Origin of the sequence: Micromonospora cynarisoli, from assembly GCF_030518815.1 — a bacterium.
GTDB lineage: Bacteria > Actinomycetota > Actinomycetes > Mycobacteriales > Micromonosporaceae > Micromonospora > Micromonospora wenchangensis.
The window spans coordinates 2,954,727-2,977,711 of record NZ_CP130426.1 but is presented as its reverse complement, the minus strand read 5'-3'; the positions used below and the strand labels follow the sequence as shown (position 1 = coordinate 2,977,711).

The following is a 22,985-nucleotide window of genomic DNA, read 5'->3' as shown; positions in this document are numbered from 1 at the left end:
CCGGGGGCGGGTCGCCGGGCGTCGGGGCGCAGGTCGGCGGCGTGCCGGTCAGTTGGTGACGGTGACGTGCACCACCCAGCGCACCTGGGGCGACGGGCAGGGGGTCGGCTGGTGCCGGCACAGGTTGTCGGTGATGGTGGAGACGTCGACCCGGCCGGGTGCGGTCGCCACGTAGCGGGCGACGAGCGGCTGGCCGCTCGGGTAGCCGCCGGTCACCGCGCCCGCCACGACGACCCCGGCGGGGGAGAGCGTCGGTGGCAGGTAGTTGCTGGGCAGGCTGACCACGAGCGTGTCGCCGACGCGCAGCGTGAGGTCGCGTTGGTTGTCGGGCGCGGAGACGACGACGGTCTGCCCGCCGTCGGTCGGCGGCAGCTCGATGACCGCGACGTGCACCGTCCACAGCACGGTCGGCAGGGCGCACGGCGCAGTGGCGTGCCGGCAGGCGTGGTCGGTGCTGGTGGTCAGCTCGGCGGTACCCGGGGCCACGGCCCGCAGCGTCGCCACGAGGGGCTGCCCGGTCGGGTAGCCGCCGCTGGTCGACACCGGGGTCAGCGCGTTGCCGGTGGTGGTGACCGGCAGGTGGTCGGCCGCCAGGGTCACGCCCAGCGTCTGCCCGACGAACAGGGTGACGGTGCGCTGGTTGTCGGCCTCGCGGACGGTGACGTCGGCCCCGGTCGGCGGGCTGGCGGTGGTCGGCGGGGCGGCGTCGTTGGCGCAGCTCGGCGTCGGTGCGGTGGTGGGGCCGGCGAGCTGGACGCCGAAGGTGGTCGACGCGCCCGGCGTGAGCACCCCGTTGTGCGGCGCGTTGGTCGCGGTCGCGGTGCCATCCGTCGCGCTGACCGAGGTGTTCCAGGACGACACGATCCGCTGGCCGTCGGCGAGCGGCCAGGTGACCGTCCACCGGTTGGCGGTCGACGACGCGGTGTTGGCGACGGTGAAGGTGACGATCTGGCCGCCGCCGGTGCCGCTGCCCCAGCGGGAGTCGACCCGGACGGTGGCGGTGCAGCCGCCGGCCGGGGTGGCCGTGGCGGGCGCGCCACCGGCGACCGTGGTCATGCCGAGGGCGACGACGGTGGTGCCGGCGAGGATGCCGGCCGCCGTCAGGACGGACCGCCTGGACGCGATCATGACGATTCCTCCGATCCCCGTCGGAGCTCCGGTCGGGCGCGGCGTCTGACCACGGTCGCCGGCCGGAAAGCCCATGGTTCCGCTCGCACCCTATGACCGCCGCGGACCGTCAGTCAATAGATATGAATCTATGTCATGGTGGGGGTGCGGGCAGCGCCAGCTCCTGCGCCAGGATCGCCGCCTGCACCCGGCTGCGCAGCGCCAACTTCGCCAGCACCCGGCTCACGTGGGTCTTCGCGGTGCTCTCCGCCACCGCCAGCCGGTCGGCGATCTCCCGGTTGGACAGGCCGACGCCCAGGCAGGCCAACACGTCACGCTCCCGGGGGGTCAACCCGGCCACCGCGGCGTGGTCCGCCCCGTCGACGCCCGGCGCGGTCGCCGCGAACGCCGAGATCAGCCGCCGGGTCAGCGCCGGGGCGATCACCCCCTCGCCCCGGGCCACCGTCCGCACCGCCGCCACCAGGCCGGCCGCGTCGGTGTCCTTGAGCAGGAAACCGGCAGCCCCGGCGCGCAGCGCGCCGAAGACGTACTCGTCGAGGTCGAAGGTGGTAAGCACCAGCACGTCGGCGGTGCCGGCGGCGACGATCTCCCGGGTCGCCGACACCCCGTCCAACCGGGGCATCCGGATGTCCAGCACCGCCACGTCGGGACGCAGCTCACGGCAGAGCCGCACCGCCGCCTCCCCGTCGGCCGCCTCGCCCACCACCTCGATCTCCGGCGCGCCGGCCAGGATCAGCACCAGACCGGCCCGGACCGCCGCCTGGTCGTCGGCCAGCACGACCCGGACCGGGGCGGTCACGGCCGCTCCCCGGCCGGCAGCGTCGCCCGCACCCGCCAGCAGCCGTCCCGGGGGCCGGCGGTGAACTCGCCGTCGAGCAGGGCGGCCCGCTCCCGCATCCCGATCAGGCCCGCACCCCCGGCCGGCAGCCCCGCGCCGGCACCGGGCCCGCCGGAGCGGACCGGATTCTCCACCGTCACCGCCACCTCCGTCGGCAGGTACGCCACGGTCAGCTCCGCGGTGCCCGTACCGTGGCGCAACGCGTTGGTCAACGACTCCTGCACGATCCGGTACGCCGCCAGGTCGACCCCGACCGGCAGCTCCCGGGGCGGCCCCTGCACCGTCGCCCGGACCCGCAGGCCGGCCCCGGCCATCCGGGCCAGCAGCCGGTCCAACTCGTCCAGCCGGACCCGGGTGGCCTCCTGCGCCGGGTCCACGGACGGCTCCCGCAGCAGCCCGATGAGCTGCCGCATCTCGGCCATGCCCTGCACGCTGCTCTCCCGGATCACCCGCAGCGCCGCGTCGATGCGGGGCCGGTCCAGCCCGGGGGCGGCGAGCACGGCGGTGGCGTGCAGGGCTACCGCGCTGAGCTGGTTCGCCACCACGTCGTGCAGCTCCCGGGCCATCCGGGCCCGTTCGGCCAGCACCGCCTGCCGCCGGTCCAACTCGACCAGCCGGGCGGTCTGCTCGGCGCGGGCCCGTTCGGTCGCCGCCTGGTCCCGGTACTGCCGCACGCTGATCCCGGTGACCACCGGCAGCACCCCGAGCAGCGCGAACGGCATCCCGATGGCGGCACCCCGCCAGCCCCAGCAGAGCATGCCCACCACCGTCCCGCCGACGCTGAGCCCGACGGTGACCCGCAGCAGCCAGCGCCACCACCGGGGCGGGCCGTACACGCACGTGTCGTACAACACCTGGGTGTAGATCACCGTGCTACCCACGGACACGCCGAGCGCGGCGTCGGCGAGCACCGCCACCGTGCCCACCGCCAGGCCGGTCCGGGTGGCCACCCGGCGCAGCCCGACCGCCACACTCACCGCGAGCAGCGGCACCAGGAAGGACGCCCGTGGCACGTCCGGCGCCCAGGGGAACTGGGGTTGCAGGCCGACGCCGTAGGCCGCCAGGCCGCCGACCAGGGACACCCCGGCCAGGGCCAGGTCACGTCCCGGCCGGCCGGAGCCGACCCAGCCCGGCATCCGCATGGTCCCGATCCCACCACACCCCGGGTCGACGCCCCTCCCACCTGCGGAGGAGACCGTCCGGTCGGCCGTCCGCCGAAGGGGGTACGGCGGGCCGCCACTCCGCCGAAGGAGGGACCCGGAACTCGTCCCCGCCGGTGAGGTGACCGCCGGCCCGCCCCGGCACGCTGGATCGGGACGGGGAGGTAAACATGCTGCTGGCGGTCATCGTCGGGTGTGAGATCGGGTTCTGGGTGCTGCTCGTGGCCGGGCTGGTCGCCCGGTACCCGCTGCGCCGGCCACGGCTGGGCGCGGCGCTGCTGGTCTGCGTCCCCCTGGTCGACCTGGTGCTCCTGGGCGCGGCGGCGGTGGACCTGCGCCGGGGGGCCACCGCGGACGCCACCCACGGGCTGGCCGCCGTCTACCTCGGGTTCTCGGTGGCGTTCGGGCACTCCCTGGTCCGGTGGGCCGACCAGCGCTTCGCCCACCGTTTCGCGGGCGGTCCGCCACCGGTGAAACCACCCAGGTACGGCTGGGCGCGGGCCCGTTACGAGTGGCGGGAGTGGGGTAAGGGACTGCTCGGCTGGGCGGTCTCCTGCGCCCTGCTGGCCGCCGCGATCGTCGTCGTCGGTGACGCCGAGCGCACCCGGGAACTGGCGAACTGGATCCGCACCCTCACCGTCGTGCTGCTGATCTGGCTGGTCGCGTTCCCGGTCTGGGAGACGATCTTCCCGCGTCGCCCGAAGTCCTGACACCGGGGTACGCGCTGCACGGCGCGTCGGTGCCGGCCAGTACGGTGGCACTGCCGCGCCGGGGTGTCGTCCCGGCGGGCGACGCGAGTGTGAGGAGACCGGGATGGCGCACGGGGAGGCCGACCACGGCTGCGCCCAGGGCGAGCCCTGCCGGCCGGGCCACCACGACCAGCCCGGGGCGGCCCGACCGCACCGCCGGCTGGCGACGGAGCAGGTCTGTCGGGCGGCCGAACGGGCCGACGACGAGCTGACACTGCCCCGCCAACGCGGCGTCGAGACCGCCGACGCCCCGACGTCCCGACCGGCGGCGGTGGAACCCGGCCCGACGGGTCAGCCGGACACCCCGGCCCGCGCCTGCCGCAGCGACCTGGCCGGATGGGCCGGCGCCCACCGGCACGGCCCGGTCCGCCCCGGCCGGCGTCGGCAGCGCGTCCAACGCCCGCCACACCGTTGGTGCTGATCACCTGACGGCCCCTCGGCCGTTAGCGTGGGTGACGTGCAGGCGATCGCGATCGACGGGTGGGGTCCGGCCGACCGGCTGACCCTGCGGGAACTGCCCGACCCCCCGGTGGGGCCGGACACGGTGCTGGTGCGGGTACGCGCCGCCGGGGTGAACCCGGTCGACGCGAAGGTCCGCGCCGGGCAGCTGGCCGGGGCGATCCCCGCGCACTTCCCCCTGGTGCCCGGCTGGGACGCGGCGGGCGTGGTGGTGGCGGCCGGCCCGGCGGTGACCGGGTTCGCCGTGGGCGACGAGGTGATCGGGTACGTCCGCCGCGACCACCTCCAGTACGGCAGCTACGCCGAACTGGTCCCCGCCCCGCAACGCTGCCTGGCGGTCAAACCGTCGCAGGCGTCCTGGGTCGAGGCGGCCGGCCTTCCGCTGGCCGGGCTGACCGCCTACCAGGCGTTGCGGATGGCCGGCACCGGCGCGGGGGACACCGTGCTGGTGCACGGCGCGTCGGGCGGGGTGGGGCACCTCGCGGTGCAGGTGGCGCGGGCGCTCGGGGCGACCCGGGTGATCGGCACGGCGGGCCCGCCCAACCACGACTTCGTCCGGTCGTTGGGTGCCGAACCGGTCGCTCACGGCGACGGCCTGGCCGACCGGCTCCGCGCGCTTGCGCCCGACGGGGTGGACGTGGCGCTCGACCTGTTCGGCGGGGCGGCGCTGGACGTCTCGGCGGCCCTGCTGTCCCGCCCGGCCCGGCTGGTCTCCGCCGCCGACCCGGAACACGTCACCCGGCTCGGCGGCAGCTACCTGTTCGTGCAGCCGTCCTCGACGGACCTGGGGCTGCTGGCCTCGCTTGTCGACGCGGGCCGGCTCACCGTCCACATCGAGCGGGTGCTCCCGCTGGCCCAGGCCGCGGACGCGCACCGGCTGGTCGAGGCCGGGCACGTCCGGGGCAAGGTGGTGCTGGCGGTGTGGTCGGCGGCGGGCACGGCGGCCGACCGGCCGGCCTGACCGCACCGGGCGTGGTGCACCGGGGCCGGCGGTGCCGTCCCGGACCGGTGTCGGCAGCCGGCCGGTGGTCAGCGGGTGCGGCGGCGGACCAGCAGGGCGATGCCCGCCAGGCCGAGCGTGATCACCAGCATCACGCCCACGTTGAGCAGCAGCAACCGCTGGAGTTCGGCGATCGCGTCGTCGATGTCCCGACCGGGGTTGAGGACGTCGTCCGAGAGGGTCCGTTCGCCGCCACCCACGCCGCCGCTGACCGTGTCGAGCTGCGGCTCCAGCGGCACCCCGGCGGCGCGCAGCGTCTCGGACATGGTGAGCCGGCCGAGGAACCAGCCGGCGGTGGTCTTGCGCTGGTCGGGCTGCTTGGCCGGGCGGAAGGCCCGGGGGCCGCCCTTGGCCAGCGGGTAGAGGTCGAACGTCTGCCTGGGTGCGTCCCCGGCGAGCACCACGATGGTGTACTTCGGACCGAGGTCGGCCGCCTTGGGTCCCTTGGCCTCACCGGTGCGGCCGAACCAGCTGACCTGGTCGATGACCGCGACCACATGGGTCGGGGCGGTGTCGGTGCGCAGGCGCAGGGGTTCGGTCAGCCCGACCCCGGTGATGTCCACTCCGGCGGGTGGCGTCTTCGGCGTCGCCCGGTGCGCCCCGGCCGCCTGCGCCGCCGGCCCGGTGCCGAGCAGCACCGCCGCCGCCACGCCCACGGCGACCGCTGCCAGCAGCCGCCTCACCCTGTCGACCATCGCCGCCTCCTCGCCCCGTTCGATGGATGGCTGTGCTGCGGGTCACGTGCGGGTCGGTCGGCATCGGTGCGTGACCGGGCAGCGCCGGCCCCACCGCACAGACTTCCTGGAACATCGCTCGGATGCAGCTCTGGGAACAACATGTGGAACTATCTGCGATCCTGGAACGACCAATTCTCAGCCGCGTGATCAGCGGGCGGATCGTACCTTTGCGGAGGGCTTCATGGGGGGCAGGGTCCCACGGCTGGTGCGGGCGGTGCCAATGCTCGTCGGTGTGGCGCTCGGCGTGGCGCTGTTGCCGGCGTCGCCGGCGTTCGCACACAACTCGCTGACCGGGAGCAATCCGGCCAACGGGGCCAAGGTCGCCACCGCGCCGGCCGCGGTCGAGCTGCGTTTCCTGGCCAAACTCGATCCGGACAGGACGAAGGTCACAGTGACCGGGCCGGACAACATCCCGGCCGCCGGTGGCGAACCGACCTTCTCCGGCAGCCGGGTCAGGGTGCCGTTCGCTCCGGGCGCGGCCGGTCTCTACATCGTCGACTATCAATTGCCGTCCAGTGACGGCCACCCGGTCAAGGGGGAGGTGCGGTTCACCCTCACCGCCGGCACCGCCGCCGCGCCCCCGTCGCCGTCGGTCACCCCGTCGACCAGTCCCACCCCTTCGCCGACACCGAGCAGCGCGGCGTCCGACTCCCCGTCGGCCACCCCGGTCGCCGCCGCCGGCACCGACGACGCCGGCCGGGGCTGGCTCTGGGCGGCGGCCGGTGCCCTGGTGCTGCTCGCCGCGCTCGCCGCCGGCCTGTTCCTGCACCGACGCCGCTCCACCCGGACCTGACCGGACACGACGCGGGGCCCACCGGCAACCGGTGGGCCCCGCGTCGTGCCGTGGCGGCTAGACCAGACGGAGCCGGGCGGCGCGCAGCCGGGCCAGGGTGCGCTCCCGACCGAGCACCTCCAGCGACTCGAACAGCGGCAGACCGACGGTACGGCCGGTGACCGCCACCCGGACCGGGGCCTGCGCCTTGCCCAGCTTCAGGCCGCGTTGCGCGCCGACCGCCTCCAGCGTCGCCTTCAGCGACTCCGCGTCCCAGGACTCCAGCGCCGTGTAGCCGGCGACGGCCGCGTCGAGCAGCTCGGCCGCCCCCTCCTTCATCGCCTTCGCCCAGGCCGCCTCGTCGATGAGCGGGTCGGCGAGGAAGAGGAAGTCGACGTTGGGCACGATCTCGCTGAGCACCGCGATCCGGGTCTGCGCCAGCGGAGCCACCGCGGCGAACGCGGCGGCGTCGAACTCCGCCGGCTGCCACGGCGGCGGGGCGATGGTGCCGGTGCCGGTCAGCCACGGCTGGCAGGCGGCCACGAACTCGTCGACCGGCAGGGCCCGGATGTACTCGCCGTTGAACGCGCGCAGCTTCTTCTCGTCGAAGAAGGCGGGGGAGGGGTTGACCTCGGTCAACCGGAACTCCTCCTCGATCACCGACCAGGGCACGATCTCCCGGTCGCCCGAGGGCGCCCAGCCGAGCAGCATCAGGTAGTTGCGCATCGCGGCGGCGAGGTAACCCTCGTCCCGGTACGCCTCCAGAGCGACCTTGTCGCGGCGCTTGGAGAGCTTCTGCCGCTTCTCGTTGACCACCACCGGCACGTGCGCCCAGATCGGCGGCTTGACGCCCAGGGCGTCCCAGAGGAGCTGCTGCTTCGGGGTGTTCGGCAGGTGCTCCTCGGCCCGGATCACGTGGGTGATTCCCATCGTCATGTCGTCCACGACGTTGGCGAGCAGGAACACCGGGGAGCCGTCGCCCCGGGCGATGACGAAGTCCTCGATCAGCTTGTTCTCGAAGGTCGGCTCGCCCCGGATCAGGTCGACCACCACTGTCGCGCCCTCGTCGGGGGTACGGAAGCGCAGCGCCCGCCCCGCACCCGGCGGCAGGCCCCGGTCCCGGCAGAAGCCGTCGTAGCCCTGGTACTGCGAGCCGGTACGGGCCTGCACCGCCTCCCGGGTGCAGTCGCAGTAGTAGGCCCGGCCGGCGTCGTGCAGCCGCCGGGCGGCGGCCCGGTGCTCACCGGCGTACGCCGACTGGAAGTAGGGGCCCTCGTAGCTGCCCCGGGCGATGCCGATCCACTCCAGCGCGGACAGGATGCCCTCGGTCCACTCGGGCTTGTTGCGGGCGGCGTCGGTGTCCTCGACGCGCAGCACGAACACCCCGCCCTGCTGCTTGGCGAAGATCCAGTTCTGGAGCGCCGAGCGGGCGCCGCCGACGTGGAACATACCGGTCGGGGAAGGGGCGAAGCGCACACGTACCGTCACGCCGTCCAGCCTACGGGCGGGCGCGACCGCGTTCCGCCAGGGGGCCGGGACGCCGCCCGGTCCGCGCCCGGCCCGCCGTCGACGGGCGGCCCGACCCGCGGGCGGCGGCCCCGATCCGGCCGGGACCGGAAGCGGCCGGGTCGCGGACGGGGGTCAGCGGACGCCACGGATCTTGAGGACCAGGGCGCTGCCGAGCAGGGTCACCACGGCGGTCACCGCGTACAGCGTCGGGTAGCCGCCCAGGTGGACCACGATCGGGGCGGAGAGCGCCGGGCCGAGCACCTGCGGCGCGGAGTTCGCGATGTTGATCACGCCGAGGTCCTTGGCCCGGTCGGTGGCGCGCGGCAGCACCTCGGTGATCAGCGCCGCGTCGACCGACAGGTACACGCCGTAGCCGGCACCGAGCAGCACGGCCGCGACCAGCGCCATCGGCCAGGTCGGCGCGACCGCCAGCAGCAGCGCGGCCACCGCCATCACCACCCCGGAGACGATCACGTAGACCTTGCGCCGGCCGGACCGGTCGGACAGCATCCCGGCGACCACGGCGGTGAGCACCATGCCGAGGGTGTAGAGCAGGATCAGCACCAGCAGCCCGCCCTCGGGGTCGGGGTAGCGCACCCCGTCGGTGAGGAAGTACAGCAGGTAGAGGGTGCCGAGGGCGTTGCCGATCTGCACCAGGAACCGGGTGATCCAGGCCCAGGCGAAGTCCGGGTGCCGGCGCGGGTCGATCCACATCGAGGCGACCAACGCGCGCAGCCGCAGCGGCGGGCGGTGCTGCCGGGGCAGCGGGTCGTCGGGGGTGAGGAACGCGAACGGCAGCGACAGCAGCAGCACCGCCAACGCCATCGCCGTGTAGCCGGGCACGGTGCCGCTGACCAGGGCGGTGACCAGCACCGCGCCGAGCACCAGGCCGAGCGCCTGCGGGATGCCCACCCAGCCGGAGACGCCGCCGCGCTGCACGACCGGCACCCGGTCCGGGATGCCGGCGGTGAGGCTGGCCAGCATCGCGTTGAAGCAGACCTGGGCGGCGACCCAGCCCAGCGCCACTCCGGCGATGGTCTGCTGCCGGGCCAGCAGCACCAGCGCCAGCGCGCCGAGCACCGCGCCGCCGGCCGTCCAGACGTGCCGGCGGCCGAACTCCCGCCCGCCGACGCGCAGGCAGGTGCGGTCCGACAGCGCCCCGGCGAGCGGGTTGGCCAGCACCGCCGCGAGCGCGCCCAGCCCGGTGACGACGGCCAGCATCGCCTCCTTGTCGGCCGGGGCGATCCGCTCCACCTGCTGCGGCAGCAGCACCTGGATCGGGGTGAAGAAGGCCATCCAGACGCCGAGGTTGGCCGCGAAGATCAACGCGATCCAGCCGCGCCGGACCGGGACGACCGGGTCGGCGAGCGCCGCCGGCAGCGAGGCCGGCGTCGGGTCGACGGTGGTCACCCCCGGCCGACCTGGGCCCGGTACCAGGCGTACGAGGACTTGGGCGTGCGGGTCCCGGTGGCGAAGTCGACGTGCACCAGGCCGAAGCGCTTGGTGAAGCCCTCGGCCCACTCCCAGTTGTCCAGCAGCGACCAGACGAAGTACCCGGTCACGTCGACGCCTTCGTCGATGGCGGCCAGCAGGGCGCGCAGGTGCCCGTCGAGGTAGGCGATCCGGTCCGGGTCGGGCACCCGGCCGTCGGCGTCCGGGACGTCGTCGACGGCGCAGCCGCCCTCGGTGATCTGGATCGGGGGCAGCGCATCGCCGTACCGGTCGCGCAGGCCGACGAGCAGGGTACGCAGCCCGTCGGGGACCACCGGCCAGTCGAACGCGGTAAGCGGGTAGCCCTCCAGCGGGACGAGTTCGAACGGCAGCGGGGAGCCCTCCTCGGGGGCGCGTACCCCCGTCGGGTTGTAGTAGTTGACGCCGAGCACGTCCAGCGGCGCGGCGATCACCGCCAGGTCGCCGTCGCGTACCACGCCCGGGTCGAAGCCGTCGGGGTAGCCCCGGCCCAGCAGCGGGTCGGTGAACAGGTGGTTGTGCAGGGCGTCGTACGCCGCCGCGGCGGCCCGGTCGGCGTCGGTGTCGCCGTGGCGGACGACTGGCGAGTAGTTGTTGGCGATGGCCACCGGGGAACTGCTGCGGGCGCGCAGCGCGGCCACCGCCAGCCCGTGCCCGAGCAGTTGGTGGTGGGCGGCGGGGAAGGAGTCGAAGAGCAGGGTCTGGCCGGGGGCGTGTTCCCCGGTGCCGTGGCCGAGGCTCAGGTGGATGAACGGCTCGTTGAGGGTGATCCAGAGTTTCACCCGGTCGCCGAGGCGGGCGGCGGTCAGGTCGGCGTACTCGGCGAAGTGGGCGGCGGTGTCCCGGTTCAGCCAGCCGCCGGCGTCCTGGAGCGGTTGCGGCAGGTCCCAGTGGAACAGGGTGGCGACCGGGTCGATGCCGGCGGCCAGCAGGTCGTCGACGAGCCGGTCGTAGAAGTCGAGGCCGGCGGCGTTGACCGGGCCGGTGCCGCCGGGCCGCACCCGGGGCCAGGCGATCGAGAACCGGTACGCCGACACCCCGAGCCCGGCCAGCAGCGCGACGTCCTCGCGGTGCCGGTGGTAGTGGTCGCAGGCCACGTCGCCGGTGCTGCCGTCGATGATCCGGCCAGGGGTGTGCGCGAAAGTGTCCCAGATGGACGGTCCCCGGCCGTCGGCGTCGGCGCCCCCCTCGATCTGGTACGCCGAGGTGGACACCCCCCAACGGAAACCGGCGGGGAAACCGGGGATCGGTGCGGTCGTCATCCACCCTCCCAGAACGCGAAACGTGTTCGCACTCTAGGGCGCGAAGTCCGCGAGCGCCATAGGCACGAAGCGATGCGGGCGCAAGGGTTTTCGGCGTGTCTTTACCAAGCACGTCCTGGTAAGTCCGATTTAGCGCATAGAGTGCGGAATATCGCGGATGTCCTCACTGGGGGAAGAAGAGAATGATCCTCGTCGAACGCAGTGCGCAGGTGACGGCGCCGGTGGAAGCGGTCTGGGAAGTCGTACAGCGGGCCGAGCAGTTGCCCGCCTGGTTGGCCGGGGTACGGGCCGCCGAGGTCCTCTCGGGGGAGGGCTTCGGCCGACGACAACTCGTCCAGGCCGGGCGCGGCTCGGCGCACGAGGCCGAGGTGATCGCCTACCAGGAACCCACCCTGATCGGCTGGCGGGAACGCGCCCGGGGCGCCGGGGCCCGCGCCGAGGCGCGTACCGAGATCTACGTGCAGCTCACCGCCGACGAGGAGGAGGGCGGCACCGTCGTCCGGCTGATCGTGGTCCGCTGGCCGGCCGGCCCGGTCAAGGGCGCCCTGCTGCGCCTCGGGCTGCGCCGGGTCGGTGCCGACCTGGAGGAGTCGCTGGCCCGGCTCACCGACCTGGCCGCCGTCGGCTGACCCGACCCGGCGACGCGAAAGGGCCCGGCGCGCCGCGCCGGGCCCTGCGTCGTACCGGTGGGGGGCTAGCTGTCCCCGCCGGTCTCGCCGACCGGGGCGGCGTTGACGTCGTCGATCGCGTACTTCTTGGCGGCCTCGGCCGGGACGCCGGCCGGCACCGTGCCGCGCAGGGCGAGCTGCCGCAGCGTCGCCACCGCCACCGACTCGGCGTCGACGTGGAAGTGCCGCCGCAGCGCGTGCCGGGTGTCCGACATGCCGAAGCCGTCGGTGCCGAGCGAGGTGTAGTCGCCAGGTACCCAGCGGGCGATCAGGTCCGGCACCGCGCGCATCCAGTCGCTGACCGCGACCTTCGGCCCGTCGGCGTCGGCCAGCTTCTGCTGGATGTACGGCACCCGCTGCTCCGCGCCCGGGTTGAGCAGGTTGTGCTCCTCGCAGAGCACCGCGTCGCGGCGCAGCTCCGTCCAGGAGGTCACCGACCAGACGTCGGCGGCCACCCCCCAGTCCTGGGCGAGCAACTGCTGCGCCTTGAGCGCCCACTGCATGCCGGTGCCGGAGGCCAGGATGTTCGCCTTCGGACCGTCGACCTGCGGGGCCGGCGCGTAGCGGTAGATGCCCTTGAGCAGCCCGTCGACGTCCACCCCGGCCGGCTCCACCGGCTGGTGGATCGGCTCGTTGTAGATGGTGAGGTAGTAGAAGACGTTCTCCTGCGCCTCGCCGTACATCCGGTGCAGGCCGTTCTCCACGATGTGCGCCAGCTCGAAGGCGAACGCCGCGTCGTAGGCGACCACCGCCGGGTTGGTGGCGGCCAGCAGCAGCGAATGGCCGTCCTCGTGCTGGAGGCCCTCACCGTTGAGCGTGGTCCGCCCGGCGGTCGCGCCGAGGACGAAGCCCCGGGCCATCTGGTCGGCCGCCGCCCAGAAGCCGTCACCGGTCCGCTGGAACCCGAACATCGAGTAGAAGATGTACATCGGGATCATCGGCTCGTCGTGGGTGGCGTACGAGGTGCCGGCGGCGGTGAACGAGGCGACCGAGCCGGCCTCGTTGATCCCCTCGTGCAGGATCTGCCCGGTGGTCGACTCCTTGTAGGACAGGAACAGATCCCGGTCGACCGAGGTGTACCGCTGGCCGTGCGGCGAGTAGATCTTCGCGGTCGGGAAGATCGAGTCGAGGCCGAAGGTGCGCGCCTCGTCCGGGATGATCGGCACCCAGCGCTTGCCGAACTCCTTGTCCTTCATGATGTCCTTGAGCAGGCGGACGAAGGCCATCGTGGTGGCCACCTTCTGCTTGCCCGAGCCGCGCTTGACGTCGGCGAACCGCTCCGGCCCCGGGATCGCCAGCTTCTTGTGGCTGTTCCGCCGGGACGGCAGGTAACCGCCGAGCTGCTCGCGCCGCTCCCGCAGGTAGGCCAGCTCGTCCGAGGACTCGCCCGGGGTGTAGTACGGCGGCAGGTACGGGTTCTCCTCCAGCACCTTGTCCGGGATGTCCAGGTAGAGGCGGTCGCGGAACAGCTTGAGGTCGTCAAGCGTCAGCTTCTTCATCTGGTGCGTGGCGTTGCGGCCCTCGAAGTGCGAGCCCAGCGTCCAGCCCTTGATGGTCTTGGCCAGGATGACGGTCGGCTGCCCGGTGTGCTCGGTGGCCGCCTTGTAGGCCGCGTAGAGCTTGCGGTAGTCGTGCCCGCCCCGCTTGAGGTTCCAGATCTCGTCGTCCGACAGGTGCTCGACCATCCTGCGGGTCCGCTGGTCGCGGCCGAAGAAGTGCTCCCGCACGTATGCCCCGGACTCCGCCTTGTAGGTCTGGTAGTCGCCGTCGGGGGTGGTGTTCATCAGGTTGACCAGCGCGCCGTCGGTGTCCGCGGCGAGCAGCGGGTCCCACTCCCGGCCCCAGACCACCTTGATCACGTTCCAGCCGGCGCCCCGGAAGAACGCCTCCAACTCCTGCATCACCTTGCCGTTGCCCCGGACCGGGCCGTCCAGCCGCTGGAGGTTGCAGTTGATCACGAAGGTGAGGTTGTCCAGCTCCTCGCGGGCGGCCACGCCGATCGCGCCGAGCGACTCGACCTCGTCCATCTCACCGTCGCCGAGGAACGCCCAGACGTGCTGCTGGGAGGTGTCCTTGATGCCCCGGTGGTGCAGGTAGCGGTTGAACCGGGCCTGGTAGATCGCGTTCAGCGGACCCAGACCCATCGAGACCGTGGGGAACTCCCAGAAGTCCGGCATCAGCCGCGGGTGCGGGTACGACGGCAGCCCGCCGCCCGGGTGCGACAGCTCCTGCCGGAACCCGTCGAGCTGGTCCTCGGAGAGCCGGCCCTCCAGGAACGCCCGCCCGTACATGCCGGGGGAGGCGTGGCCCTGGTAGAAGATGTGGTCGCCGCCGCCCGGGTGGTTCTTGCCCCGGAAGAAGTGGTTGAAGCCCACCTCATAGAGGGAGGCGGAGCTGGCGAAGGTGGAGATGTGCCCGCCGACGCCGATCTCCGGCCGCTGCGCGCGGTGCACCAGCATCGCCGCGTTCCACCTGACGTACGCCCGGATCCGCCGCTCGATGTGCTCGTCACCCGGGAACCAGGGTTCCTGCTCCGGGGCGATGGTGTTGATGTAGTCGGTGGTGGTCAGGGACGGAACCCCGACCTGCCGCTCACGGGCCCGCTCCAGCAGGCTCAGCATGACGTACCGGGCGCGCTTGGTTCCGCGCTCGTCGATGACACCGTCGAGCGACTCGACCCATTCGCCGGTCTCTTCAGGGTCGATGTCCGGAAGCTGGCTCGGCAGACCAGCGGTGATCACCGGGCGCTTGCGTTCCGTAGCCACAGGCGTTCCCTCGGTTGTGTGTGGGATAGGTCTCTAGCGCCATCCTGCCCTCTGGTGGCACCCGTCGTCACCTCTTGCTCCCCCAGACGCGACGCTGAACACAGGTACCCGCCGGTAACCTTGCGTGGGCGACGGCCTCGGACGCTGGTGGTCGGCACCGCCCCGGCCGGCGGCGGCGACGTGACGGATGCGGCAGAATGCGCCCTATGCGCAGCGAGGTGATCACCGTCCGGACCGGTTCCCGTCCCACCGTCGCCGACATCACGGCCGAGGCCGAACGGTTCGTCGCCGGGCAGGGCGACGGCCTGCTGCACGTCTTCGTGCCGCACGCCACCGCCGGGGTGGCCATCATCGAGACCGGCGCCGGCTCCGACGACGACCTGCTGCGGGCCCTCGACGACCTGCTGCCCACCGACGACCGCTGGCGGCACCGGCACGGCTCGCCCGGCCACGGCCGCGACCACGTGCTGCCCGCCTTCGTCCCGCCGTACGCGACGCTGCCGGTGCTCGGCGGCCGGCTGCAACTCGGCACCTGGCAGTCGGTCTGCCTGGTCGACCCCAACGGCGACAACCCGTCGCGCCAGGTCCGCTTCTCCTTCCTCCCCGGCTGACCGAACCTGCCCGGCCGGACCCGGCCGGCCCGCTCGGCGCAGTCCGGTCTCCCGTCTCGACCGACGCCCGGTCGGATCGTGTCTGAGTGGGCGACCGTGGCCTCCGTCGGTAATGCTGATCGCGTGACCACCCCGCAAGATCTCGACGACCGGTTCCGGGAGACCCTGGGCGCGTTGCCCGAGCCCGAGCGGCGGCGTGACCCCGGGCAGCCCGTCCGGCCCGGTGCCGCGCTGACCGGGCGACAGTTGCTCGCCCTGTTCGACGCGCAGGTGACCAGCCGCCAGCTCGACCTGGCCGCGCGGTGGCTGCGCAGCTTCGACGAGGGCTTCTACACGATCGGCTCCGCCGGGCACGAGGCCAACGCGGCGGTGGCCGCCGCGCTGCGCCCCACCGACCCCGCCCTGCTGCACTACCGTTCCGGCGCCTTCTACTGCCTGCGCGCCGCCCAGGCGGCCGGTGACTTCCCCGGTGGCGACGCCGGTGCCGGCGGGGAGCCTGCGGCGGTGACCGGACACCCGGACGCCGACGGGGACGACCACCCCCCGGCCGACGCCCCCGACGACGGCGACCACCCGGCGGCCGGCGGCGTCCCCGCGCCCGCCGGGGCGCACCGGACCAGCCCGCCCGCCACAGGTCCGGACGCCGGCTCCCCGGCCGGTCACCCGGACGCCGCCGGCCCGTCGGACGCCGTGGCCGGGCCGCCAGGCGCCCCGGAGGCCGCCGGCCCGCCGGACGGGAGCGTGGACGCCGGTCCGCCTGACGGGTCGGACGCCGGTGCCGGGTGGGGCGGGAAGATCGGCCCCGACGCCCCGGTCCACGACCCGCACGCCGCGTCGGTGCGCCCGGCGGACACGGCCGACGGCGTCGCCGTGCCGCCGCCCCCGGCCGGCCCGGTCGCCTACCGGGTGGGTTCCGACGGCACCGCCGAACCGGTGCCCCGCCACCAGCTCGCCGCCCCCAACTCCGCCGCCGCCCCCTCCGGTCAGGCCGTCACGTCCGTCGGTTCCGCCGCCGCCGGCGAGCCCGGCCCGGCGGGAGATCCGGCCGACGCCGGACCCGGGACCGTCATCCCCACCGGCCCCCGCCCGGAGCAGGTGGTGGGCGGCCCGGACCTGGACGGATGGCAGGAGGCGTACGCCGAGGCGGCCCGGGACGTGCTGCGGGGCATGGTCGCCTCGACCCGGGACCCGATCGCCGGAGGCCGGCACAAGGTCTTCGGCCGCGCCGACCTGGCCGTGGTGCCGACCACCTCCACCGTCGCCTCGCACCTGCCCCGGGCGGTCGGGTTGGGGCTGGCCGTGGAGCGGCTGCGCCGGATGGAGACCGCCGGCCGGCGCGACGACCCGGACGGCCCGCCGCGCTCGCCGTGGCCCCGGGACGCCATCGTGGTCTGCTCGTTCGGTGACGCCTCGGTCAACCACGCCAGCGCCACCGCGGCCTTCAACACCGCCGGCTGGTACGACCACACCGGCCTGCGGATTCCGGTGCTCTTCGTCTGCGAGGACAACGGCCTGGGGATCAGTGTCCGGTCGCCGGAGGGCTGGGTGGAGCGGACCCTGCGGGCCCGGCCGGGGGTGCGGTACTTCACCGCCGACGGCACCGATCCGGTGGCCGTGCACGCGGTGACCGCCGAGGCCGCCGGCTGGGTGCGCCGGCACCGTCGCCCGGCGGTGCTGCACCTGCGTACCGTGCGGCTGCTGGGCCACGCCGGTGCCGACGCCGAGCGGGCGTACCGCAGCACCGCCGAGATCGCCGCCGACGAGGCGCGCGACCCGGTGCTGGCCACCGCCCGGCTGCTCGTCGAGTCCGGGGTGTCCACCGGGGAGGAACTGCTGGCCCGCTACGACGAGCGGGGCTGGCAGGTGCGGCGGACCGCCGAGGAGGTGCTCGACGAGCCGAAGCTCTCGGCAGCGGCCGAGGTGGTGGCCCCGCTGTCGCCCCGCCGGCCGTCGCGGGTCGCCGCCGCCGTGGCGCAGGCCGCCCAGCGGGCCGCCGGCCCGGACGCGGCCGGCCGGGCGGAGGCGTTCGGCGGTAAGCCGCCGGAACTGGCCGGCCCACTGACCCTCGCGCAGAGCATCAACGCGGCCCTCGCCGACGGGATGCTCAGCCACCCGCAGTTGGCCGTGTTCGGCGAGGACGTCGCCGCCAAGGGCGGGGTGTACGGGGTGACCAAGGGGCTGCGGGAGCGGTTCGGGGCGGCCCGGGTCTTCGACACCCTGCTGGACGAGACGTCGGTGCTGGGGCTGGGGCTGGGGGCCGGGCTGGCCGGGATGCTGCCGGTGCCGGAGATCCAGTACCTGGCGTACCTGCACAACGCCGAGGACCAGTTGCGGGGCGAGGCGGCCACCCTGCAGTTCTTCTCGCAGGGGGCGTTCCGCAACCCGATGGTGGTGCGGGTGCCGGGGCTGGCGTACCAGGAGGGGTTCGGGGGGCACTTCCACAACGACAACTCGGTGGCCGTACTGCGGGACGTGCCCGGTCTGGTGGTCGCGGTGCCGGCGCGGCCGGACGACGCCGGCCCGCTGCTGCGGACCTGCCTGGCTGCTGCGGTGGTGGACGGCACGGTCTCGGTCTTCCTGGAGCCGATCGCGCTCTACCACACCCGGGACCTGTACGAGCCGGGTGACGGTGAGTGGCTCGGGTCGTACCCGGAGCCGTCCGCCTGGGCAGCCGGCCACGCGCCGATCGGTCGGGCTCGGGTGTACGGCGTCGGCTCCGCCGAGGACGTCACCATCGTCACGTTCGGTAACGGGGTGCGGATGTCGCTGCGGGCGGCGTCGACCCTGGCCGACGAGGGGATCGGTTGCCGGGTGGTGGACCTGCGGTGGCTGGCCCCGCTGCCGGTCGCGGACCTGATCCGGGAGGCGTCGGTGACCGGGCGGGTGCTGGTGGTGGACGAGACGCGGCGCTCCGGCGGGGTGGGGGAGGGCATTCTCGCGGCGCTGGTCGACGCCGGATACGTGGGGGTGGCGCGGCGGGTGGCGGCAGTTGACTCGTTTGTACCATTAGGTCCGGCTGCCCGCCAGGTGCTGGTCTCCGAGGATGCCATTACCCAGGGTGCCCGTACGCTGCTGGCACGGTAAATTCCGTTCCACCCGGTGCGCCACTTGCGCGACGGACCACAACTGTGTGGACTCTGCCTGACGGCGTCACCGCGACGCCACCGGGCAGGGACGAGATGAGGAGGCACGCGACAGTGAGCGCGACCGCTGGTCAGGCCGCCGACGGGGTACGTCTCCTGGCGGACCGGTTCGGGATCGAACCGGGCATGGTCGTCATGGAGATGGGGTACGACGAGGACGTCGACCAGGATCTCCGGGACGCCCTGACCGACCGCTGTGGAGAACTGGTCGACGAGGACACCGACGAGGTGGTCGACGCGGTGCTCGTCTGGTACCGCGACGGTGACGGTGACCTCTTCGAGCTCCTCGTCGACGCCCTCGGTCCGCTGGCCGACGCCGGAGTCGTGTGGCTGTTGACCCCGAAGGCCGGCCGGGACGGGCACGTCGAGCCGAGCGAGGTCGCCGAGTCGGCGCAGACCGCCGGGCTCCAGCAGACCTCGACCCTCAACGCCGGCAAGGACTGGAGCGGCGCCCGGCTGGTGCTGCGCCGTGGGTCCAAGGGCCGCAAGTAGGCCGTACCCAACTGAGCAATCCCGCACCCGGGGCGTCGCCCCCGGGTGTGGCAGGCTGGACCCACCTCAGACTCGACCCAAGGAGTTCGCATGCCGATCGAGGTTGGTGCCGAGGCACCCGACTTCCTGCTGAAGGACCAGAACAACCAGGAGGTACGGCTCTCGGACTACCGGGGCAACCGCACCGTGCTGCTGGTCTTCTACCCGCTCGCCTTCACCGGCATCTGCCAGGGTGAGCTGTGCGAGGTGCGGGACAACCTCAACGACTACGTCAACGACGACGTGCAGGTGCTCACCGTCAGCGTCGACTCGATCTACGCCCACAAGATCTGGGCCGAGAAGGAGGGCTACCAGTTCCCGCTGCTTGCCGACTTCTGGCCGCATGGGGCGGTCGCCCAGGCGTACGGCGTCTTCAACGACCTCGCCGGCATCGCCAACCGGGGCACCTTCGTCATCGACAAGGCCGGCATCGTCCGGTTCGCCGAGATGAACATGCCGGGTGAGGCGCGCGACCAGCAGGGCTGGCGCAAGGCCCTCGCCGACGTGGTCGCCGCCTGACCCCCGCCCCGCCGCACCCGGTCCACCCGGCAGGGCGGGGCACCGTGATCCACCGGGCACACCGTTGCGACGGGCCGGCGGCCGGCAGGTAAGCTTGCCAGCCACCGGCCCGCTCGTACGGGCGTTCCGGGCGCGTAGCTCAGTGGGAGAGCACTCGCCTTACAAGCGAGGGGTCGCAGGTTCGAAACCTGCCGCGCCCACACCTCGACCAGCAACGACGCCGGCCGCCGATCATCGGCGGCCGGATCGTTGAGCCGATGGGACGCCTCCTGCAGGTCTGACGGAGGCGTGGCCGTGGCGGCTTCCCGGCGGCCCGCATCCCGACGCCGGCCGGAGGTGACATCGTGAGCTACGCCCACGTCAACGGGCTGCGGCTCTGGTACGAGGAACACGGCGACGGTCCACCCCTGGTGCTGCTGCACGGCGGCTACGGCGCGGCGGAGACGTTCGCCCCGATCCTGCCGGCGCTGGCCCGCCGCCGTCGGGTGATCGCGGTCGACCTGCAGGGCCACGGCCGCACCGCCGACGTGGACCGTCCACTGCGCTACGAGTCGATGGCCGACGACGTCGCCGCGCTGCTGCGGCACCTCGACCTGCCCGGGGCGCAGCTGCTGGGATACTCCCTCGGCGGCGGGGTGGCGCTGCGGACCGCCCTCCAGCATCCGGACCTGGTGCGCCGGCTGGTGCTGGTCTCCACCCCGTTCCGGCGGCAGGGCTGGTATCCCGAGGTGCTGGCTGCCATGTCCGGCCAGGACGAGCGGGCCGGCGAGCGGATGCGCGGCACGCCCCCGCACCAGCTCTACACACGGATCGCCCCCCGACCGCAGGACTGGCCGGTGCTGTGGGCCAAGACCGGTGACCTGCTACGCCGCGAGTACGACTGGACACCGCAGGTGGCGGCGCTGGCCGTACCGACCCTGCTGGTCTTCGCCGACGCGGACGCGATCCCGGTCGCCCACATGGCCGAGTTCTACGGGCTGCTCGGCGGCGGCCACCGCGACCCGGGCAGCGACGGCACCGCTCGCCCGACCTCCCGCCTCGCGGTCCTCCCCGGCCTCACCCACCAGGACATCCCCGCCACCCCCCTCCTGCCCCACGTGGCCCTCCCCTTCCTCACCCACCAACTCCACTGACCCGCACCCTCTTTTCCCTCGCGCCCTCCGCCCGCGTTGATCAAGAGGTTCGCGTCACGGAATTCGCCGCCGGTGACGCGAACCTCTTGGTCAACCGGCGGTCTGCGGGTGGGAGAGGCGGTGGCGCAGCCAGGGCAGGAGGGCGTCGGCCTGAGCCTGCTGGAAGGCGCGGACGGTGGGAATGTTGGGCGGCGGTGGACGGCGCGCGCTGTCGGTGAAGAAGCCGGCCAGCCCGGCGTAGAAGCCGGTCAGGGCGGCCGGGTCGGCCCCTGCGGTGAGCGGCAGCCGGCGCAGCAGCGCCTCGGTGTCGTGCCCGCCGTGCAACCGTACGTTGACCAGCAACAGCGCCGTGTCCAGCCAGGCGGGGCCCCGGCAGGCCCACGGCCAGTCCACCACGGTGACCGTGCCGTCCGGACCGATCAGCAGGTTGTCGGCCCGCACGTCCAGATGGCACAGGGTGTCCCCGGTCAGCCCGGTCAGCCCCCGCTCGGCCGCAGCGCACAGCTCGTCCAGGTGCCCGGCGACCCACGGGTCGAGCCGGGACGGCGGGTCGGTGGCGATCCGCCGCCAGCCGGCGAAATCGTGGGCCAGCCGTTCGGCGGCCGTCGGCGTGCCCGGCACCGGGTTCGGCGTGAGCATCCCGGCCAGGGCTTCCAGCGTACGCAGCGTCACGTCGAGTTCGGCGTCCCGCCAGGGGGTGTACGGGTGCCGTCCGTCGACGTCGGTCAGCACGAGCGCCACCCAGTCGCCGTCGTCGTGACAACCGAGCAGCCGGGGCGTCGGCGCGGACGGGGGCAGGGCGGCGGTGTGCCGGGCCTCGGCGCGGTGCATCCGGGGACTGTCCGGGTTCTGTGCCGGGCTGACCGCCTTGACGAACGCCCGTCGCCCACCGGCGGTCCGTACCCGGTCGGCGGTGCCCGGGGAGTACCCGCCGGGCTGGGAGACCGCCTCGACCACCCGGTCACCGATGATCCGCTCCACCGCCTGCCGGACATGCCCAGGCAACTCGTCCCACCCGATCCTGCCCCCATCCGCCATCCCCCCACCCTGGCGAGCACCCCTCACCCCAGGCAACCCGATTACCCCACCCAACCCTCCCACCCCCGCACCGGCTGTCCCTCCCCTCCCGCCCGTCCTTCCCCCCGCTCCCGCCCCGCCCCGGTGATCAAGAGGCTTACGTCCGGGGGAGGACGGGCAGGAGGGGCATGGGTGGGGTGGGAGGGGGAATGCGCGGGGGGACGGTCCTGGGGAGGAGTGACGGATGAGGGGTCCCACCGGCTTGACCATCGGTGTGCTCGGCTCGTACGGCGGTCGGAACCTGGGGGACGAGGCGATCCTCACCGGCCTGCTGGCCGACCTGCGCGAGCAGGAGCCGAACGCACGGATCATCGTGTTCTCCCGGAACCCGGCGCACACCGCGCTGGCCCATCCCGACGTCGAGGCGGTGCCCTGGGAGGGCGTCAGCCGGGTCGACTCGGCCGAGGTGCTCGGCCAGCTCGACCTGCTCATCCTCGGCGGCGGCGGCATCCTGTACGACAGGGAGGCCCGCCGCTACCTGCGGGTGGTCCGGGTCGCCCAGGAACGCGGCCTGCCCCTGCTGACGTACGCGGTGGGTGTCGGCCCGCTCAGCGACGGGGTGGACACCGGCATGGTGCGGGAGACGCTGGCCGGGGCGACCGAGGTGACCGTCCGCGACCAGGAGTCCCGGATGGTGCTGGAGGAGGCCGGGCTGATCAACCCCATCACCGTCACCGCCGATCCGGCGTTCCTGCTGGAGCCGGAGGATTTCCCCGCCCGGCTGCTGCGCGAGGAGGGGGTGCCCGCCGGCAAGCGGCTGGTCGGGCTGAGTGTCCGGGAGCCGGGGCGGGCGGCCGAGCGGCTCGACGTCGACGGGTACCACCGGTTGCTCGCCCAGATCGGCGACTTCCTGGTGCAGCGGATCGACGCGCACGTGCTGTTCGTGCCGATGGAACGCGACGACATCCGGCACTCGCACGGGGTGCTGTCCCACATGATCGCCGCCGACCGGGGGCGCATCCTGCACGGTGACTACTCGCCCCGGCAGGTGCTCGGTCTGATGAAGCACTTCGACCTGGCGGTCGGCATGCGGCTGCACTTCCTGATCTTCGCGGCGATGGTCGGTACCCCGTTCCTGCCCCTGCCGTACGCGGGAAAGGTCTTTGACCTGGCCCAGCGGCTCGGGGTGCCGGCGCTGCGCGGTGTGGAACGGGAGGTGGAGGGTCCGCTGCTGGCGGAGGTCGACCGGCTCTGGGACGAACGGGAGTCCCGCCGTGAGGCCACCGCCCTCCGGGTCGCCGAGGTGTGCGACCAGGCCCGGGGCACCTCCCAGGTCACCCGTGCCGTGCTGGACGGCCTGCGCTCGCGCACCCTGGCCCGGATGGCCGCCTGACCGGCGACCCCGGGGCCCGGACCGCCACGGTACCGACACCCGAAGGGCGGGCCCACCACGCCACCGGCGGACCACGACCCCACCGGCGGCCGACCACCGGCAGACCACCCGGCCCGGCAGA

At 73.8% G+C, this 22,985-nt stretch carries 20 protein-coding genes and 1 tRNA gene; 12 read left to right on the top strand and 9 right to left on the bottom strand.

Going from position 1 to position 22,985, the window contains the following annotated elements; translation table 11 throughout:
• Nucleotides 1-48: 48 nt before the first annotated feature.
• The 3 genes from Q2K16_RS12275 to Q2K16_RS12265 all read right to left on the bottom strand — a co-directional run bounded on the left by Q2K16_RS12275 (nucleotide 49) and on the right by Q2K16_RS12265 (nucleotide 3,108).
• On the bottom strand, nucleotides 49-1,128 hold the full coding sequence (locus Q2K16_RS12275) for a cellulose binding domain-containing protein (protein ID WP_302745493.1): 1,080 nt from the start codon (nucleotides 1,126-1,128) through the stop codon (nucleotides 49-51).
• A gap of 133 nt (nucleotides 1,129-1,261) precedes the next feature.
• Nucleotides 1,262-1,927: a response regulator gene (locus tag Q2K16_RS12270; protein ID WP_302745491.1), complete on the bottom strand. Its 666-nt coding sequence runs from the start codon at nucleotides 1,925-1,927 to the stop codon at nucleotides 1,262-1,264.
• Nucleotides 1,924-3,108 (bottom strand): sensor histidine kinase, encoded by a 1,185-nt coding sequence (locus Q2K16_RS12265; RefSeq protein ID WP_302745490.1) that lies wholly within the window; start codon nucleotides 3,106-3,108, stop codon nucleotides 1,924-1,926. Before Q2K16_RS12265 ends, Q2K16_RS12270 begins: the two co-directional genes overlap by 4 nt.
• A 188-nt stretch (nucleotides 3,109-3,296) precedes the next feature.
• Here Q2K16_RS12265 and Q2K16_RS12260 point away from each other — a divergent pair, with 188 nt between their 5' ends.
• The 3 genes from Q2K16_RS12260 to Q2K16_RS12250 all read left to right on the top strand — a co-directional run bounded on the left by Q2K16_RS12260 (nucleotide 3,297) and on the right by Q2K16_RS12250 (nucleotide 5,295).
• Entirely contained in the window at nucleotides 3,297-3,836 is a 540-nt protein-coding gene (locus Q2K16_RS12260) for a hypothetical protein (protein ID WP_302745488.1), read from the top strand.
• Between the two features lie 103 nt (nucleotides 3,837-3,939).
• The gene (locus Q2K16_RS12255) at nucleotides 3,940-4,296 is read left to right on the top strand and encodes a hypothetical protein (RefSeq protein WP_302745487.1); all 357 of its coding nucleotides are present in this window, start codon (nucleotides 3,940-3,942) and stop codon (nucleotides 4,294-4,296) included.
• A gap of 36 nt (nucleotides 4,297-4,332) precedes the next feature.
• Entirely contained in the window at nucleotides 4,333-5,295 is a 963-nt protein-coding gene (locus Q2K16_RS12250; protein WP_302745486.1) for an NADP-dependent oxidoreductase, read from the top strand.
• A 68-nt stretch (nucleotides 5,296-5,363) separates the two neighbouring features.
• Here Q2K16_RS12250 and Q2K16_RS12245 read toward each other — a convergent pair whose 3' ends face one another.
• The gene (locus Q2K16_RS12245) at nucleotides 5,364-6,029 is read right to left on the bottom strand and encodes a hypothetical protein (protein ID WP_302745485.1); all 666 of its coding nucleotides are present in this window, start codon (nucleotides 6,027-6,029) and stop codon (nucleotides 5,364-5,366) included.
• Nucleotides 6,030-6,252: 223 nt separating this feature from the next.
• Between Q2K16_RS12245 and Q2K16_RS12240 the strand changes: the two genes are divergently transcribed.
• Nucleotides 6,253-6,864: a copper resistance CopC family protein gene (locus Q2K16_RS12240; protein WP_302745484.1), complete on the top strand. Its 612-nt coding sequence runs from the start codon at nucleotides 6,253-6,255 to the stop codon at nucleotides 6,862-6,864.
• A 57-nt stretch (nucleotides 6,865-6,921) separates the two neighbouring features.
• On the opposite strand, the gene gltX is transcribed toward Q2K16_RS12240, so the two are convergent.
• From gltX to Q2K16_RS12225, 3 genes are all read right to left on the bottom strand, one after another.
• The gene (gene gltX / locus Q2K16_RS12235) at nucleotides 6,922-8,331 is read right to left on the bottom strand and encodes a glutamate--tRNA ligase (protein ID WP_302745482.1); all 1,410 of its coding nucleotides are present in this window, start codon (nucleotides 8,329-8,331) and stop codon (nucleotides 6,922-6,924) included.
• A 153-nt stretch (nucleotides 8,332-8,484) separates the two neighbouring features.
• A complete protein-coding gene (locus Q2K16_RS12230; RefSeq protein WP_302745480.1) occupies nucleotides 8,485-9,762 on the bottom strand; it encodes an MFS transporter in 1,278 nt (425 codons plus the stop codon).
• Nucleotides 9,759-11,084, bottom strand: coding sequence for a GH1 family beta-glucosidase (locus tag Q2K16_RS12225; protein ID WP_302745479.1), 1,326 nt, complete (start codon nucleotides 11,082-11,084; stop codon nucleotides 9,759-9,761). Before Q2K16_RS12225 ends, Q2K16_RS12230 begins: the two co-directional genes overlap by 4 nt.
• A 182-nt stretch (nucleotides 11,085-11,266) precedes the next feature.
• Between Q2K16_RS12225 and Q2K16_RS12220 the strand changes: the two genes are divergently transcribed.
• Nucleotides 11,267-11,713, top strand: a complete 447-nt coding sequence (locus Q2K16_RS12220; protein WP_302745478.1) for an SRPBCC family protein — start codon at nucleotides 11,267-11,269, stop codon at nucleotides 11,711-11,713.
• Nucleotides 11,714-11,778: 65 nt separating this feature from the next.
• Here the strand turns inward: Q2K16_RS12220 and aceE are convergent, their stop codons facing one another.
• The gene (gene aceE, locus Q2K16_RS12215; RefSeq protein ID WP_302745477.1) at nucleotides 11,779-14,517 is read right to left on the bottom strand and encodes a pyruvate dehydrogenase (acetyl-transferring), homodimeric type; all 2,739 of its coding nucleotides are present in this window, start codon (nucleotides 14,515-14,517) and stop codon (nucleotides 11,779-11,781) included.
• A 206-nt stretch (nucleotides 14,518-14,723) separates the two neighbouring features.
• On the opposite strand from aceE, the gene Q2K16_RS12210 reads away from it, so the two are divergent.
• The 6 genes from Q2K16_RS12210 to Q2K16_RS12185 all read left to right on the top strand — a co-directional run bounded on the left by Q2K16_RS12210 (nucleotide 14,724) and on the right by Q2K16_RS12185 (nucleotide 20,454).
• Entirely contained in the window at nucleotides 14,724-15,128 is a 405-nt protein-coding gene (locus Q2K16_RS12210; RefSeq protein ID WP_168222548.1) for a YjbQ family protein, read from the top strand.
• Between the two features lie 123 nt (nucleotides 15,129-15,251).
• Nucleotides 15,252-18,212: a thiamine pyrophosphate-dependent enzyme gene (locus Q2K16_RS12205; protein ID WP_302745474.1), complete on the top strand. Its 2,961-nt coding sequence runs from the start codon at nucleotides 15,252-15,254 to the stop codon at nucleotides 18,210-18,212.
• A gap of 113 nt (nucleotides 18,213-18,325) precedes the next feature.
• Entirely contained in the window at nucleotides 18,326-18,763 is a 438-nt protein-coding gene (locus Q2K16_RS12200) for a DUF3052 domain-containing protein (RefSeq protein WP_067315614.1), read from the top strand.
• A gap of 90 nt (nucleotides 18,764-18,853) precedes the next feature.
• Nucleotides 18,854-19,321: a peroxiredoxin gene (locus Q2K16_RS12195; protein WP_302745471.1), complete on the top strand. Its 468-nt coding sequence runs from the start codon at nucleotides 18,854-18,856 to the stop codon at nucleotides 19,319-19,321.
• 128 nt (nucleotides 19,322-19,449) lie between these two features.
• A tRNA-Val gene (locus Q2K16_RS12190) sits at nucleotides 19,450-19,521 on the top strand.
• Between the two features lie 144 nt (nucleotides 19,522-19,665).
• Nucleotides 19,666-20,454 (top strand): alpha/beta fold hydrolase, encoded by a 789-nt coding sequence (locus Q2K16_RS12185; protein WP_302745470.1) that lies wholly within the window; start codon nucleotides 19,666-19,668, stop codon nucleotides 20,452-20,454.
• Nucleotides 20,455-20,544: 90 nt separating this feature from the next.
• Here the strand turns inward: Q2K16_RS12185 and Q2K16_RS12180 are convergent, their stop codons facing one another.
• Entirely contained in the window at nucleotides 20,545-21,492 is a 948-nt protein-coding gene (locus Q2K16_RS12180; protein WP_302745469.1) for a phosphotransferase family protein, read from the bottom strand.
• A 223-nt stretch (nucleotides 21,493-21,715) separates the two neighbouring features.
• Between Q2K16_RS12180 and Q2K16_RS12175 the strand changes: the two genes are divergently transcribed.
• Nucleotides 21,716-22,864 carry a polysaccharide pyruvyl transferase family protein gene (locus Q2K16_RS12175; RefSeq protein WP_302745467.1) on the top strand — a complete coding sequence of 383 codons (1,149 nt, stop codon included), beginning with the start codon at nucleotides 21,716-21,718 and terminating at the stop codon, nucleotides 22,862-22,864.
• Nucleotides 22,865-22,985: the final 121 nt, after the last annotated feature.

Excerpts from the sequence above, each read along its gene's own strand:
- Q2K16_RS12175 (WP_302745467.1), top strand. The coding sequence starts at position 21,716 with ATGAGGGGTCCCACCGGCTTGACCATCGGTGTGCTCGGCTCGTACGGC.
- Q2K16_RS12210 (WP_168222548.1), top strand. The coding sequence starts at position 14,724 with ATGCGCAGCGAGGTGATCACCGTCCGGACCGGTTCCCGTCCCACCGTC.
- Q2K16_RS12195 (WP_302745471.1), top strand. The coding sequence starts at position 18,854 with ATGCCGATCGAGGTTGGTGCCGAGGCACCCGACTTCCTGCTGAAGGAC.
- Q2K16_RS12225 (WP_302745479.1), bottom strand. The coding sequence starts at position 11,084 with ATGACGACCGCACCGATCCCCGGTTTCCCCGCCGGTTTCCGTTGGGGG.
- Q2K16_RS12245 (WP_302745485.1), bottom strand. The coding sequence starts at position 6,029 with ATGGTCGACAGGGTGAGGCGGCTGCTGGCAGCGGTCGCCGTGGGCGTG.
- Q2K16_RS12180 (WP_302745469.1), bottom strand. The coding sequence starts at position 21,492 with ATGGCGGATGGGGGCAGGATCGGGTGGGACGAGTTGCCTGGGCATGTC.
- Q2K16_RS12240 (WP_302745484.1), top strand. The coding sequence starts at position 6,253 with ATGGGGGGCAGGGTCCCACGGCTGGTGCGGGCGGTGCCAATGCTCGTC.
- Q2K16_RS12275 (WP_302745493.1), bottom strand. The coding sequence starts at position 1,128 with ATGATCGCGTCCAGGCGGTCCGTCCTGACGGCGGCCGGCATCCTCGCC.
- Q2K16_RS12265 (WP_302745490.1), bottom strand. The coding sequence starts at position 3,108 with ATGCGGATGCCGGGCTGGGTCGGCTCCGGCCGGCCGGGACGTGACCTG.
- Q2K16_RS12220 (WP_302745478.1), top strand. The coding sequence starts at position 11,267 with ATGATCCTCGTCGAACGCAGTGCGCAGGTGACGGCGCCGGTGGAAGCG.
- Q2K16_RS12255 (WP_302745487.1), top strand. The coding sequence starts at position 3,940 with ATGGCGCACGGGGAGGCCGACCACGGCTGCGCCCAGGGCGAGCCCTGC.
- Q2K16_RS12260 (WP_302745488.1), top strand. The coding sequence starts at position 3,297 with ATGCTGCTGGCGGTCATCGTCGGGTGTGAGATCGGGTTCTGGGTGCTG.